This is a genomic window from Streptococcus agalactiae (assembly GCF_949788565.1).
In the GTDB taxonomy this organism is placed as follows: Bacteria; Bacillota; Bacilli; order Lactobacillales; family Streptococcaceae; genus Streptococcus; species Streptococcus agalactiae.
In genome coordinates this window covers 778,510-793,170 of record NZ_OX460931.1, presented here as the reverse complement: position 1 = coordinate 793,170, position 14,661 = coordinate 778,510, and the positions used below count along the sequence as shown (strand labels likewise).

Sequence of the window (14,661 nt, the reverse complement as noted above, 5' to 3'; positions counted from 1 at the left end):
TTGGAGATACTTATGAAAATAGATGACCTAAGAAAAAGCGACAATGTTGAAGATCGTCGCTCCAGTAGCGGAGGTTCATTCTCTAGCGGAGGAAGTGGATTACCGATTCTTCAACTTTTATTGATGCGAGGGAGTTGGAAAACCAAGCTTGTGGTTTTAATCATCTTACTGCTACTTGGCGGAGGGGGACTAACCAGCATTTTTAATGACTCATCCTCACCTTCTAGTTACCAATCTCAGAATGTCTCACGTTCTGTTGATAATAGCGCAACGAGAGAACAAATCGATTTCGTTAATAAAGTCCTTGGCTCAACTGAGGATTTCTGGTCACAAGAATTCCAAACCCAAGGTTTTGGAAATTATAAGGAACCAAAACTTGTTCTTTACACCAATTCAATTCAAACAGGTTGTGGTATAGGTGAATCTGCTTCAGGACCATTTTATTGTTCAGCAGATAAAAAAATCTATCTTGATATTTCTTTTTACAATGAATTATCACATAAATATGGTGCTACTGGTGATTTTGCTATGGCCTATGTCATCGCCCATGAAGTTGGTCACCACATTCAAACAGAGTTAGGCATTATGGATAAGTATAATAGAATGCGACACGGACTTACTAAGAAAGAAGCAAATGCTTTAAATGTTCGGCTAGAACTTCAAGCAGATTATTATGCAGGGGTATGGGCTCACTACATCAGGGGAAAAAATCTCTTAGAACAAGGAGACTTTGAAGAGGCCATGAATGCTGCCCACGCCGTCGGAGACGATACCCTTCAGAAAGAAACCTACGGAAAATTAGTGCCTGATAGCTTTACCCATGGAACAGCTGAACAACGCCAACGCTGGTTTAACAAAGGCTTTCAATATGGTGACATCCAACACGGTGATACTTTCTCCGCAGAACATCTATAAATTTTAAATAAAAAACAGCATCTTAATTGATGCTGTTTTTTATTTATTTTTCAACGTAAGATATAAATTATCTTATTTCTGCATTAACTTTCTCAACGAGTGATTTAGTGATTTTTTCCATATATTTAGCCACTTCTTCGTCCGTTAGATTGTCATTAGGGTTTTGGAAAGTTAAGCTATAAGCCATTGATTTATACCCTTCTGCAATATTATTTCCAGCGTAGACATCAAACAGTTTAATCGCTGTTAGACGTTTTACCCCTGATGACTCAATTGCTGACACAATATCATGATGACTAACAGATTCTGCAAGTAATAATGCAATATCGCGAGATACAGACGGATACTTCGTAATATCTTCAAAAATCAACGCTTGGTTCATTTGACTTTCAATAGTTGATAGATTGATTTCAGCAACATAAGTTTCAGGAATATCATATTGTTTTGCAGTTTGTGGGTGTACTTGACCAACAAAACCAATCTCTTTCCCATCTAATAAGATAGTTGCTGTACGACCTGGGTGCATACTTGCTAAACCTTTTTGTGCTACAAAAGTAACATCTAATTTTAATTTAATAAAGAGCGCCTCTACAATACCTTTGGCGTAGAAGAAATCAACTGGCTTGGCTTTTGTTTGGAAATCTTTTTCCTCTACTAGACCTGTTAAGGCAAAAGTAAACGTCTCTACTTCAGTTGGTAAATCTTCTTTTGGATTACCAGTTTGTTCAAAAACTTTTCCTATCTCATAAACTGCAAGGTTACTGTTTTTGCGAGCAACGTTATAAGCAATTGTATCAAGCATTCCTGAAACAACATTTTGGCGAAGTGCTGAGCGATCAACAGTCATCGGCCACATAAGTTCAGTTATATTAGTTGGTTGAGTTGAGAACTGCACTGCTTTTTCTGGAGTTGTTAAAGCATAGGTGATAATTTCAGATAATCCTGCTCCTTCAGCAACCGTACGGACTCTACGACGTAAGCGTTGCATACTCGTTAATTCTCCTGCAGTCGCTCCGGCTTCTGGCAATGTTGTTGGTAATTTTTCGTAACCATAAATACGGGCAATCTCTTCAACTAAGTCAGCTTGAATGGCAATATCCCATCTACGACGCGGTACCAACACAGTAAATTTCACTTCTGAACCAGAAATAGCAAAGCCGAGTTTTTCAAATACTTCTTCAATATCAGTATAGGTAAGTTCTGTTCCCAAACGAGTATTAACGTAACCAAGAGTCGTTGATACCTCTACCGGCTCAGTTGGAAGAACTCCTTCTGTAACTTGCCCAGAAAGAACTTGACCGCCTGCCAATTCTTGTAACATTGCAGCCGCAAAATCCATAGCCTCTGAAACCGTATCATAATTGATACCTTTTTCAAAGCGAGAAGATGACTCTGAACGAAGGTTGAGTCTTCCACTTGTTTTGCGGATACTTGTTCCATTAAATACTGCCGCTTCAAGGACCACTGTCTTAGAAGAACTATCAATTTCAGTTGATTGTCCTCCCATAACGCCTGCCAAAGCAACTGGTTGATCATTTACCGCAATGACCAAGTCATCAGCTATTAAGTCACGCTCTTCACCATCAAGAGTAATTAACTTTTCACCATTCTCAGCATTACGTGCTACTATAGTTGTCCCATCAAATTTATCAAAATCAAAAGCATGCATTGGTTGACCATAAGTCAAAAGAACATAGTTTGTCACATCAACAACATTATTAATTGGACGTATACCAGCATTCATCAGTTTATTTTGAAGCCATTGTGGACTTGGTGCAACTGTTACATTCTTAACAATACGAGCCGAGTAAGATAAAACTTTATCTGATTCAATGACAACAGAAATCTTATCAGCTGCCCTTTCTGCTTCTTCAATGAGATTTTTTTCTTCAAAATGAACTTTTTTCCCATAAATTGCTGCCACCTCATGGGCAACACCACGCATTGAAAGAGCATCTGCACGGTTTGGTGTAATTGATAATTCAATAATTTCATCATCTAAGTCAAGATAAGAGAAAATACTATCACCAGGTATAGCTCCCTCAGGTAAAATTTGGATACCATCAGAAAACTCTTTTGGAATGATACTTTCCGATAAGCCCAACTCTTGAAGTGAACAAATCATTCCAAGTGACTCCATACCACGGATTTTACCTTTTTTAATCTTATAGTTATCTGCAATACGAGCACCAGGAACCGCTACGATAACATTAATACCAGTCTTGACATTTGGAGCACCACAGACAACTTGGCGAAGTTCATCGTCCCCTGTATCAACTTGACACAAATGTAAGTGGGTATCTGGAACATCTTCACACGAAACAATATGACCTACAACTAATTTTGATAAACCTTCCGCTGGTGTCTCCACACCTTCAACCTCAATACCAGTGGTTGACATTTTCTCAGCTAGTTCTGCTGTTGTGACATCAACATCCACTAACTCTTTTAACCATTTATACGATACTAACATGTAATTTCTCTCTATTTATTTTCTTTTATTTTTATACAAGTGCTTTGTAGTTTTTAGTGTAAACTTTTTCTTAATAACCAATCCGTATCCACTTTATCACCTACTGAAAATTGGTGCTCAGAAAATTTTTCAAATCCGTATTTAGCGTAAAATGCCTGAGCTTTATGATTAAACTCCCAAACACCTAACCAAGCCCAATCTAAGCCTGATTTATAAGCTAAATCCAAAGCAAATTCGAAAGTAGCCTTACCTATACCTTTCCCTTGGTAGGCATCTAGAAGATAAATCCTTTGAATTTCAAATGCTTTATCAAGAGCTTTTTCAGTTTGCTGACTTCCCCAGTTTACTTTTAAATAACCCACTAAATCTGTATCAAGATAAACAAAATAAGTATCAGATTCAGCATGGGTAATTTCCGATTTTAATACTGGTAAAGTGTAAGACTCATTGAAAAATGCTTGAAGTTGTTCCTCACTATTATCATGAGAAAACGTCTGCCGAAAGGTTTCTATAGCAAGATTCTGTAAAATATTCACATTATCAAGGCCAACCTTTTTAAAAGTAATTTGAGACATTAGAAAACCTCCTATTGAGTAAGGTAATAGCGTTAACATAAATTTATCATCACACCAATGATGCTACTTGCTTTCTAAAATCTTAAAATTGATCTGTGAAGCGAACATCACCTTGATAGAAGCCACGAATGTCATTGATACCGTAGCGTAACATTGCAATACGTTCTTGACCTAAACCAAAGGCAAAACCGGAGTATTTCTCAGAATCAATACCAGACATTTCCAAAACACTTGGGTGAACCATACCAGCACCCAATATCTCAATCCAACCTGTCTGTTTGCAGACATTACATCCCTTACCTCCGCACTTGAAGCAAGAGACATCAACTTCAACTGAAGGTTCTGTGAATGGGAAATATGAAGGACGAAGTCGGATTTTACGCTCTGCTCCAAACATTTTTTGAGAAATCAGTTGAAGTGTTCCTTTGAGATCGCCCATTGAAATATTTTCTCCAACAACTAAGCCTTCAATTTGATGGAATTGATGGCTATGAGTAGCATCATCAGTATCACGACGGAAAACACGTCCAGGAGAAATCATTTTTAAAGGCCCTTTAGAAAAATCATGTTGGTCCATTGTTCGTGCTTGAACAGGCGAAGTATGAGTACGTAGCAAGATTTCTTCTGTAATATAAAAAGTATCTTGCATATCACGGGCTGGATGATCTTTTGGTAAATTCATTCGTTCAAAATTATAGTAGTCTTTCTCAACTTCAAAACCATCAACCACTTGGAATCCCATACCTAAAAAGATATCTTCAATCTCTTCGCTAGTTTGTGTTAAGACATGACGGTGACCTAATGTCATTTGACGACCAGGCAAGGTAACGTCGACACTCTCAGACTCTAACTGTGCTTGAATCTTCGCAGCTTCCACTACTTTAGCTTGTTCCTCAAACGCTTTTGTTAAAATATCACGTACTTCATTGACTTGTTTTCCAACAACTGGTCGTAAATCATTAGATAAATCTTTCAGACCTTTTAGTAATTCTGTTAGAGAACCTTTTTTTCCTAAAACTTGTACACGTAAGTCTTGTAATTCTTTAGTGTGGTTCCCAGTCATTTCTTTAAGCTTTTCTTGAGTTGATATTTTCAACTCTTCTAATTGTTTTTGTAAATCCATCTTTCCTCCAAGTCAAAATAAGTAGCTTTGAAAACAAAAAAAGCGTGCCACTACCCCTTAATCGGAGCGTTGACACGCGGTACCATCCGTTTTCTATCTGATCGACCAATCAGACCTTAATTATAGTCCTATTTGTGAGTGAATTCCACCCTCTTTCACTGATTCAGCTTGCAGTCACGGCTGAACTCCCTAAGCAGCTTCCCTTGGTTTACTAGTCTCACAGACCTCTATTCAATTAAAGACTATTTTATCAAATTTTTCAGTCTTTAACAAGCACTATTAGATAAAGATTACTTTGTCTGCTTCACTTTTCCTGTTGCATAATCAAATAATAATCCCGATTGTACATTAGGAATAAAAACATTAAATTCTAAACTTCCATCTGAAGATTTAGCCTCAATATGTGATCCCGAAGATAAAAGATTATCTCTGTCATAAATTAAAGTCACACGATACCTAACAGCTTTATGACGATCCAATGCTTTACGAACTAAAGTTTCATAATAATTTTGCCCTGTTGATTGGTTGCTATTAGCTTGGTTTGCCCAAGCTGCTTGTGTGGCAATATTTTTAGGATTACTTGTGGAGGCATCAAATCCTCTTAAACTCCCTACTAAAGCATAACCAATTAAATGGCCTCTGTCCACAGCGTGGTTATAGCTCCCTTTTAATCCATTTATCTGATGCCATCCAGCTGGTTTCCAATAAGTTCTACCATTCCCTGTTTCTTCTCGATTTCGATATTGACGAGTTGCTTTTGTTAATAAGGCATTTGCTTTAGTTGGAACAATTTGGTTATTAACCCTCTTTATTTCATTAATAGCATATGGTGCACTTGACACTTTAGCATTCAAATCTGTTTTATTTTGATTAATGATAAAAGCACCTGACTGGTTCCAAGCTATATTTGTTCCCAATTGTTTTTTAACATTGCTAGTCAAAACAGATTCAGATAACTCTCTACTAGGGGTTCCTGATATATTTTTAAGGGAAGTATTTTTGCCAGATTCATTACTAATAATTAAATCTGTCACCTGTTTTAAAAAGTGATCATTAGGCAAAGATTTGCTTTCACCTAACCCTATTGCCAGTAATGAAAAAAGCAAAGTTACAATCGAAGCTGTTATTTGTTTTTGTTTTTTTGTCATTGTATTATTCTACTGCTAAAATTAACTCTCAAAGGAAACCACTATAAGCATCAAATAACTTATAGTGGCTCTTTCTATTTTCCTAAAAATTTTCCAATAATATTTTGCCATTTATCCAGCGATAAAATAGAGTAAGCATGCTCTCCGTCACCAAAAACACTATAACCCAACATCAATCCAACCGCTAAAAACAGCAAGGCTAACAGTATGACTAATACTATTAGACCGATTTGTTTTAATACATATTTCCAACCACTAGATGCCATATTACGCCTCACTTACACGTTTAATATTAGCACCAAGAGCCGCTAATTTTTCATGGAATTGATAATAACCACGGTCTAAATGGGTTAATTGGCCAACTACTGTTTGCCCTTGCGCAACCATTCCTGCCAAGATTAAAGCTGCACTAGCTCGTAAGTCAGTAGACATGACCGGTGCACCTTGTAAGGCTCTCCCACCATGAATCATTGCAGTATCTCGTAAAATTTCCGTTTGTAATCCCATGCGACGCATTTCTTCCAAATGTTGAAAACGATTTTCAAAAACTGTCTCAATCATAGTTGATTCGCCATTAACTACTGCCATTAGAGCTGTAAATTGAGCTTGCATATCAGTAGGAAATCCTGGATGAGGGAGTGTTTTCACAGTCACTGGCTTCAATTTTTTAGTATCAGCTTTTACACGAATACCATCTTCTTCCTCTGACACTTCAACACCCATCTCCATCAATTTAGAGATTAAAGGACGGTTATGTTCCCAAATAGCATCCTTTACTAGAACATTTCCAGAAGTCATAGCAGCTGCCACCATAAAGGTTCCAGCTTCAATACGATCTTGGACAACATCATGTTCTGTACCATGTAAAGCATCAACACCAATGATCGTTAATGTTTCCGTACCAGCACCCTTTACTTTAGCTCCCATTTTATTTAGTAACTGCGCAAGGTCTACAATTTCTGGTTCACGTGCAGCATTCTCTATCGTTGTTGTGCCTGAAGCAAGTGTAGCAGCCATCATTAAGTTTTGAGTGGCACCGACTGAGGGAAAATCCATGTATATATTAGCTCCCTTAAGCTTTTCAGCTTGGGCAGTAATATCACCACCATTTTGTGTAATCGTAGCTCCCATAGCTTCTAAACCTTTAAGATGAAGGTCAATTGGTCGGCTACCAATTGTACAACCGCCTGGCATTGAAACCTTAGCATGGCCATTTCTAGCTAAAATAGGTCCCAAAACAACAATAGAAGCTCTCATTTGACTAACAAATTCATAAGGTGCAACATCTAAAATATCACCTGAGGCATCCACTAAGATTTCTTTTTTATCGCAATTAAAATCAACTTGAATATCTAAACCACGAACAACATTGTTCATTGTAAATACATCAGACAAGATAGGAACATTGGTCAACAATGTTTTCCCTTGGCTTGGTAAAATTGTGGCTGCTAAAAGAGGTAAAACTGCATTTTTAGCTCCTTCAATAACAACTTGACCTTGAAGCTGCGTTTGCCCACCTTCCACAATAATTTTATCCATTTGAATCTCCATTCTTATAACAATAGTAAGTTGATTATATCATAGTTCAGCTAATATTTCCTTTATTGGAGAGCCCAAAAGATTGATTGACACAACTGAATCACTTCCAATAAAAAATGACTAACCACATAGCCACCAACTATACTTATCAACAAAATAAAAACTTTTAATTTTGAGATGTTTTGAGGGGACATTTTAATCATTTTAGACCAGTCAAATAAATCTACAAAAAGTTGATAAAAAAGGGCAATAAAAATAAAATTACTAACTATAGTTACTATATTTAATATCATATTCATGCCTTCTATTATACACTAAAAAAGCCTAATTAGTCACAAAACTAATTAGACCATTTTTCTACTTTTTACCGACGCTAATACGGTTAATTGCGCGACGAAGAGCAACCTCAGCTCTACGCATCTCATCAATATTCTGAGTTGTTTGAGCTTTTTCTAATGCACGCTCAGCGCGTTCCTTAGCCCGTTCTGCACGGTTAAGGTCTATATCACGTGCTCGTTCTGCTGAATCCGCAACAATTGTCACCTGATCCTCATTAACTTCAATTATACCACCATTAACAGCTACCCAGTCTACACCTTCTTGATGAGAACGATTAATCTTCATCTGATGAACAATAAGGGGAGCAATCAAATTTATGTGACCTGGTAAAATTCCCATTTCACCATCTGGCGTTCTAACAGTAATGAGACTAGCGTGATGGTCATATCTAATACCATCTGGTGTTACTACTTGAACAGTCAATTGTGCCATAGCATCACCTCATTAATAGTTCATTTTTTCTGCTTTTGCGATAACATCCTCAATACCACCAACCATACGGAAGGCATCTTCTGGAATTTGATCATGTTTACCATCTAAGATTTCTTTGAATCCGCGAACAGTTTCTTCAACCGGAACATATGAACCTGGTTGACCAGTAAATGTTTCTGCAACATTGAAGTTTTGAGAAAGGAAAAATTGGATACGACGTGCACGTCCAACCAACGTTTTTTCCTCATCTGATAATTCATCCATACCTAAAATCGCAATGATATCTTGCAACTCACGGTAACGTTGAAGAACCCGCTGTACTTCTGTTGCAACTTCATAGTGCTCATCTCCAACAATTTCTGGTGTGAGTGCACGAGAACTTGAAGCTAATGGGTCAACGGCTGGATAAATCCCCATTTGTGTCAATTTACGTTCAAGGTTAGTTGTTGAATCTAAGTGAGCAAAGGCTGTAGCTGGCGCAGGGTCAGTATAGTCATCTGCTGGCACATAAATAGCTTGGATTGAGGTAACAGAACCTTTTTTAGTTGAAGTGATACGCTCTTGTAATTGTCCCATTTCTGTAGCAAGTGTTGGTTGATAACCAACGGCTGAAGGCATACGACCTAAAAGCGCTGACACTTCTGACCCCGCTTGTGTGAAACGGAAGATATTATCAATGAAGAGAAGCACATCTTGTCCTTCTACATCACGGAAGTACTCAGCTATTGTAAGGCCAGTAAGTGCCACACGCATACGTGCTCCTGGTGGTTCATTCATTTGACCAAAGACCATAGCCGTTTTTTCAATAACGCCAGATTCTTTCATTTCCCAATAAAGGTCATTCCCTTCACGAGTACGTTCTCCTACACCAGTAAATACTGAAATACCACCATGTTCTTGGGCGATGTTGTGGATTAATTCTTGAATAAGAACGGTTTTACCAACACCCGCACCACCGAAAAGCCCGACTTTACCACCTTTTAAGTAAGGTGCTAATAAGTCAATAACTTTAATACCTGTTTCTAAGATTTCTGATGATGTTGATAATTCATCAAACGATGGTGCTTTTTTATGGATTGGTTGACGTTCTGCATCTTCTGCAAAAGGCTCTTCAAGGTCAATAGCATCTCCAAGAACGTTGAAGACACGACCCAAAGTATCCTTACCAACCGGCACACTAATTGCACGACCAGTATCTAATACTTCCAAACCACGTGTAAGCCCATCAGTTGATTCCATAGCGATTGTACGAACGAGGCCGTCACCAAGTTCAAGAGCAACTTCAAGTACTACTTTTTGTGACTTATCGCCATTTTTATAGACAATCAATGCATTATTAATCTCAGGAAGTTTGTCGCCACTTGCAAATACAACGTCAACGACAGGTCCAACTACCTGAGCAATTTTGCCTGAGCTCATGTATTTCTCCTTATCATATGATACAAAGGATTTAAGATACCTTTGTTCACTATTTTTTCTATAGACTAATTAATTATTCAAGTGCATTAGCACCTGCAACAATTTCTGTAATTTCCTGTGTGATAGCTGCTTGACGAGCACGGTTATATTGAATAGTTAAATCATTGATAACATTTTTAGCATTATCAGTTGCAGTCTGCATAGCTGTCATACCAGCCGCATGCTCTGCTGTTTTAGCATCAATAATAGCTCCATAAATCAAACTCTCAGTATATTGAGGCAATAATTGCTCCAATATAACTTCACGGTTTGGCTCAAGTTCAAAACCAGTAATCACTCTATCCTCAGAAGCCTCTTCTGCATCCAATTCTTTGATAGGAAGCATTTGTTGCATTCTGACTTGGCTAGTTAAACTGTTAACATGGTGATTGTAGCAAACATATAATTCATCGAATAACTCATTTTTGTACATTTCAACTGCTTGAGCAATAATTTTACCAACTTGATCAAAACTTGGTTGGTCCTCTAAACCACGTAATTCGAAAGAAACATTCATTCCACGTGCTTTGAAAAAATCAGAACCAACACTACCAATTGAAATGATGGCATAATCATCATTCTCAGTATGATAGTCAGTTATAGTGTCCATCATCGCTTTTAAGATTTTTGAATTGTAACCACCAACTAAACCCTTATCAGAGGTAATAACAATATAACCTGTTTTCTTCACCGGACGTGAAGCTAACATAGGGTTATCTGATCCAGATACTAAGTCTGACTTCAAGAGGTTAGTAGTAATTTGACGAATTTTAGAGGCATACACTTGAAAATCTCTAGCAGCTTGTTCAGATTTAACCAACTTAGCAGATGAGACCATCTGCATCGCACTAGTAATCTTACTTGTTTTTTCTGTAGAGAGAATCTTGTCTTTAATTTCACTAAGAGAGCCTGCCATATTAGAACCCTCCTATTATTTAAATTGTGATTGATCTTTAAATGCTTGAATAGCAGCATCTAATTCTGCTTCTTCTGGTAAATCTTTTGTTGTGCGGATTGTTTCGAAGAGATTATCATAATGAGCATCAAAGTAATCATACAAAGCTTCTTCAAAAGCTAAAATATCATTTACAGGTACATCATCAAGGAATCCATGTGTTAGAGCATATAAAATCACAACTTGTTTCTCAACTGGTAATGGTTTGTGTAATGGTTGTTTTAACACTTCCACTGTGCGACGACCACGATTTAGTTTTGCTTGTGTTGCTGCATCAAGGTCTGAACCAAATTGAGTGAATGCCTCAAGTTCGCGATAAGAAGCAAGATCTAGACGAAGCGTACCTGCAACTCTCTTCATCGCTTTAATTTGCGCTGCACCACCAACACGAGATACTGATGAACCTGCATCAATCGCTGGACGAATACCTGAGTTAAAGAGATTTTCTTGCAAGAAAATTTGGCCGTCAGTAATTGAAATAACGTTTGTAGCAATATATGCTGAGATATCACCTGCTTGTGTTTCAATGAACGGAAGCGCTGTAATCGAACCTCCACCTAAAGCATCTGATACTTTAGCTGAACGTTCCAAAAGACGACTATGAAGATAGAAAACATCCCCTGGGTAAGCTTCGCGACCTGGAGGACGGCGAAGAAGAAGCGAAAGTTCACGATAAGCTACGGCTTGTTTTGATAAATCATCATAAACAATCAAAACGTGTTTCCCGTTATACATGAATTCCTCAGCCATTGCTACTCCTGCATATGGAGCAATGAAAAGTAATGGAGATGGTTGTGATGCTGAAGCTGTCACAACGATTGTATAATCAAGGGCACCGTATTTACGCAAAGTTTCAACTTGTGTACGTACTGTAGACTCTTTTTGACCGATAGCCACATAGATACAGATCATATCTTGACCTTTTTGATTCAAGATTGCATCAATCGCTACAGACGTCTTACCAGTTTGGCGGTCACCGATAATCAATTCGCGTTGACCACGTCCGATAGGAACCAAAGCATCAATCGCTTTGAGACCTGTTTGAAGAGGCTCAAAAACTGATTTACGTTGCATAACACCAGGTGCTGGTGTTTCAACTGGGCGTGTTGCTGTCGTCTCAATTTCACCTAGTCCATCAACTGGTTGACCAAGCGGATTGACGACACGTCCAATCATAGCTTCCCCTACTGGTACTTCCATAATTTTACCAGTACGTTTTACCACATCACCTTCACGAATTTCTGAGAAATCACCCAAAATAATGATACCCACGTCATTAGACTCAAGGTTTTGAGCCATACCGTATGCACCATTTGAAAATTCAAGAAGTTCTCCACTCATAGCATTATCTAGCCCACGAGCACGAGCAATACCATCACCGATATATGTAACAATACCAGTTTCTGTGACGTCAAAATTTGGCTGGAAGTCTTCAATTTGCTTTTTAATTAAAGCGCTAATTTCTTGTGCATTAATTGCCAAAAGTCACACCACTTTCTATTTTAATTTCATTTTAAATTGATGTAATTGATTACGAACACTTGCATCAATTACTTTATTGTTTGCATTGACAACAAATCCACCAACAATAGATGGGTCAATGTGCTCAACTAACTGTCCATTTGGTAAAGCTAATTTAGTTTTAGCAATATCAAAAAGACGTTCTTTTTGTTCTGGAGACAAAGCAACTGCAGTTGTAATTTGAATTGGATATTGACCATTCACTTTGATAAGTTCCTGATCAACTGATTTCAAAATAGGATATAGAAGTGCTTCACGTTCATTTTGTACAATAACCTCAAGGAAATTAACAAGATAAGTTGAACATGATGTTTGCAATGTCTTCACAAAATGTTGTTTTTCATCATGTGAAACGGCAAGACTTGACAGGACACCCTCAAGCTCGCTTGTTTCAAAAATATCAATTAAAGCTGCTACTTCTTGTTGGATTTCTTCAACAATTTTATGTTCAATGGCAACTTCAACAAGGCTTTTTGAATATTGCTCAATTAGAGCCTGCGTCTTTTTATTCATTAGGCATCTCCTAGCTTTTTAATATAGCTATCAATGAGATTACTCTGAGCTTCTTTATCAAGATTTGATACCATAATTTTTTCAGCTAATAAAACTGTTAAATCTGCTACTTCACCCTTAACATCTGCTAGTACTTCTGCCTTATTTTGGGCAATATCTTGATGTGCTTTTTCTTTTAATCGATCAGCTTCAGTTTTTGCTTCTGAAATAATTTGATCACCTTTTGCAAGACCTGTCTCTTTAGCGTTATCAATGATTTGATTAGCTTCAGTTTTAGCGTTAGATAGTTCTTCCTCACGCTTAGTTGCAAAAGCTTCAGCTTGTTGACGTGCCTGTTCAGCAGTATCAATATCATTAGCTATCTTTTGTTCACGGGCTTCAAAAATACCTGTGATTTGTTTCCATGCAAAAGTCTTAATTAAGATAAATAAGAGAAGCACAGAGCCAGATACGATAATGATATCACCAATCGTTGTACTATTAATAAGTATTGACATATTTCTCCTCTCTTTTCTTATTCTTCTTCGTCACCATGAACTTTGTGTCCAATATAACTTGAGCTCAATATAATGAACACATACGCTTGGATGAAACCAATAAACATTGAGAATGCAGTCCAAACGATATTCAATGCAAAAGCTAGTGGACCTGTAAATGGTGATAAAACTGCAAGTTGTAAAAGTAATCCAGTGACAACTTCACCAGAAAAGATATTACCAAAAAGACGCAATGCTAATGAAGCAACATTAGTAACTTCTTCCAATAAATTCATCGGAAGCATTGCTGGTGTTGGTGATAAGAAACCTTTGAGATAACCACCAATTCCTTTTTTGCGAATACCTTCAATATGACAAATAAATGCTACTAATAATGATAATGTAATATCTACACCAAAATTAGCGGTCGGAGATGTCCAAAAATTATGCTCATGTGTTTTCAATGATGTCATCAATCCTAAGTTGTTAGCAATGAAGACAAAACTGAATAAAATAAACATCAATAAACTATAATTTTTAGTATAATGTCCTAAATTTTGTGAGATTGTATTATTAACAAGCTCATAGACATATTCTAAGACATTCTGCTTACCTTTTGGTTTTATTGTCATCTTACGACTAGCCCAGAAGACTAAGATAAAGATAATAGTAATTGTCAAGAGAGACATAGCTAGGATGGTTAAATCAAAATCAATGCCTAAAAAAGATACGGTTGGATTACTTGTAGATTCCAATCCTCATCCCTCCTTTTTTCTAAATTGTCGTCTATCTTACTAAGAATGTAAACGCAAATAGAACGAAGAAGGTACCTTCAATGAAGGCCACACCTGTAAACATCAATGTTTGCAGTTTGCTAAACATTTCGGGCTGACGAGCCGCTGATTTGGCAATATTTGCAACCAAAATTCCTTCACCGATTGAAACACCCATCACGGCGAAACCAAGTGCTAAAATAGCTAAATTCATAATAGAATTCTCCTTTAAAAAATATTTACTCCGTTATTTTATTCCTATTTCTTGTGCATGTCAATGAATTTCCTCATTTGATTACGTTTTCATGAAATAGTTTGAGATGGTTTACACAATCCTTTTCAAATAACAATTTTTAGTTTTTTTAGCTTTAATTTAATCCCTTATTAAGATATGACAACACTTTATTTTTGATATAGTGTC

The 14,661-nt window shown here is 37.1% G+C and carries 16 protein-coding genes; 1 reads left to right on the top strand and 15 read right to left on the bottom strand.

The genetic code is table 11. The features are described 5' to 3' along the window. The first annotated feature begins 12 nt into the window (after positions 1-12). Positions 13-915 (top strand): KPN_02809 family neutral zinc metallopeptidase, encoded by a 903-nt coding sequence (gene ypfJ / locus QOR44_RS04180; protein WP_000686764.1) that lies wholly within the window; start codon positions 13-15, stop codon positions 913-915. Positions 916-982: 67 nt separating this feature from the next. On the opposite strand, the gene pheT is transcribed toward ypfJ, so the two are convergent. The 15 genes from pheT to QOR44_RS04105 form a co-directional block, all read right to left on the bottom strand. Then, entirely contained in the window at positions 983-3,388 is a 2,406-nt protein-coding gene (gene pheT / locus QOR44_RS04175; protein WP_000961581.1) for a phenylalanine--tRNA ligase subunit beta, read from the bottom strand. A 53-nt stretch (positions 3,389-3,441) separates the two neighbouring features. Next, the gene (locus QOR44_RS04170; RefSeq protein WP_000078401.1) at positions 3,442-3,963 is read right to left on the bottom strand and encodes a GNAT family N-acetyltransferase; all 522 of its coding nucleotides are present in this window, start codon (positions 3,961-3,963) and stop codon (positions 3,442-3,444) included. Positions 3,964-4,045: 82 nt separating this feature from the next. Then, entirely contained in the window at positions 4,046-5,086 is a 1,041-nt protein-coding gene (gene pheS / locus QOR44_RS04165; RefSeq protein ID WP_000365655.1) for a phenylalanine--tRNA ligase subunit alpha, read from the bottom strand. Between the two features lie 290 nt (positions 5,087-5,376). After that, positions 5,377-6,234, bottom strand: coding sequence for a DNA/RNA non-specific endonuclease (locus QOR44_RS04160; protein ID WP_000163016.1), 858 nt, complete (start codon positions 6,232-6,234; stop codon positions 5,377-5,379). A gap of 74 nt (positions 6,235-6,308) precedes the next feature. Further along, positions 6,309-6,500 carry a DNA-directed RNA polymerase subunit beta gene (locus tag QOR44_RS04155; protein WP_000168511.1) on the bottom strand — a complete coding sequence of 64 codons (192 nt, stop codon included), beginning with the start codon at positions 6,498-6,500 and terminating at the stop codon, positions 6,309-6,311. Between the two features lies 1 nt (position 6,501). Beyond that, entirely contained in the window at positions 6,502-7,773 is a 1,272-nt protein-coding gene (murA, locus tag QOR44_RS04150) for a UDP-N-acetylglucosamine 1-carboxyvinyltransferase (RefSeq protein ID WP_000357877.1), read from the bottom strand. Positions 7,774-7,835: 62 nt separating this feature from the next. Beyond that, entirely contained in the window at positions 7,836-8,066 is a 231-nt protein-coding gene (locus QOR44_RS04145; RefSeq protein ID WP_000602601.1) for a DUF1146 family protein, read from the bottom strand. A 64-nt stretch (positions 8,067-8,130) separates the two neighbouring features. Then, the gene (locus tag QOR44_RS04140) at positions 8,131-8,544 is read right to left on the bottom strand and encodes a F0F1 ATP synthase subunit epsilon (RefSeq protein WP_000068053.1); all 414 of its coding nucleotides are present in this window, start codon (positions 8,542-8,544) and stop codon (positions 8,131-8,133) included. 12 nt (positions 8,545-8,556) lie between these two features. Further along, the gene (atpD, locus tag QOR44_RS04135) at positions 8,557-9,963 is read right to left on the bottom strand and encodes a F0F1 ATP synthase subunit beta (RefSeq protein WP_000094375.1); all 1,407 of its coding nucleotides are present in this window, start codon (positions 9,961-9,963) and stop codon (positions 8,557-8,559) included. A gap of 73 nt (positions 9,964-10,036) precedes the next feature. Continuing rightward, complete coding sequence (locus QOR44_RS04130; RefSeq protein WP_000919083.1) at positions 10,037-10,918, bottom strand: F0F1 ATP synthase subunit gamma; 882 nt, start codon at positions 10,916-10,918, stop codon at positions 10,037-10,039. Between the two features lie 15 nt (positions 10,919-10,933). Further along, the gene (gene atpA / locus QOR44_RS04125) at positions 10,934-12,439 is read right to left on the bottom strand and encodes a F0F1 ATP synthase subunit alpha (RefSeq protein ID WP_000996613.1); all 1,506 of its coding nucleotides are present in this window, start codon (positions 12,437-12,439) and stop codon (positions 10,934-10,936) included. Between the two features lie 15 nt (positions 12,440-12,454). Beyond that, positions 12,455-12,991, bottom strand: coding sequence for a F0F1 ATP synthase subunit delta (locus QOR44_RS04120; protein WP_001036757.1), 537 nt, complete (start codon positions 12,989-12,991; stop codon positions 12,455-12,457). Then, positions 12,991-13,488 (bottom strand): F0F1 ATP synthase subunit B, encoded by a 498-nt coding sequence (atpF, locus tag QOR44_RS04115; protein WP_283572665.1) that lies wholly within the window; start codon positions 13,486-13,488, stop codon positions 12,991-12,993. Before atpF ends, QOR44_RS04120 begins: the two co-directional genes overlap by 1 nt. A gap of 17 nt (positions 13,489-13,505) precedes the next feature. Further along, on the bottom strand, positions 13,506-14,222 hold the full coding sequence (atpB, locus tag QOR44_RS04110; RefSeq protein WP_000446421.1) for a F0F1 ATP synthase subunit A: 717 nt from the start codon (positions 14,220-14,222) through the stop codon (positions 13,506-13,508). Positions 14,223-14,253: 31 nt separating this feature from the next. Further along, positions 14,254-14,454 (bottom strand): F0F1 ATP synthase subunit C, encoded by a 201-nt coding sequence (locus QOR44_RS04105; RefSeq protein WP_001046538.1) that lies wholly within the window; start codon positions 14,452-14,454, stop codon positions 14,254-14,256. Positions 14,455-14,661: the final 207 nt, after the last annotated feature.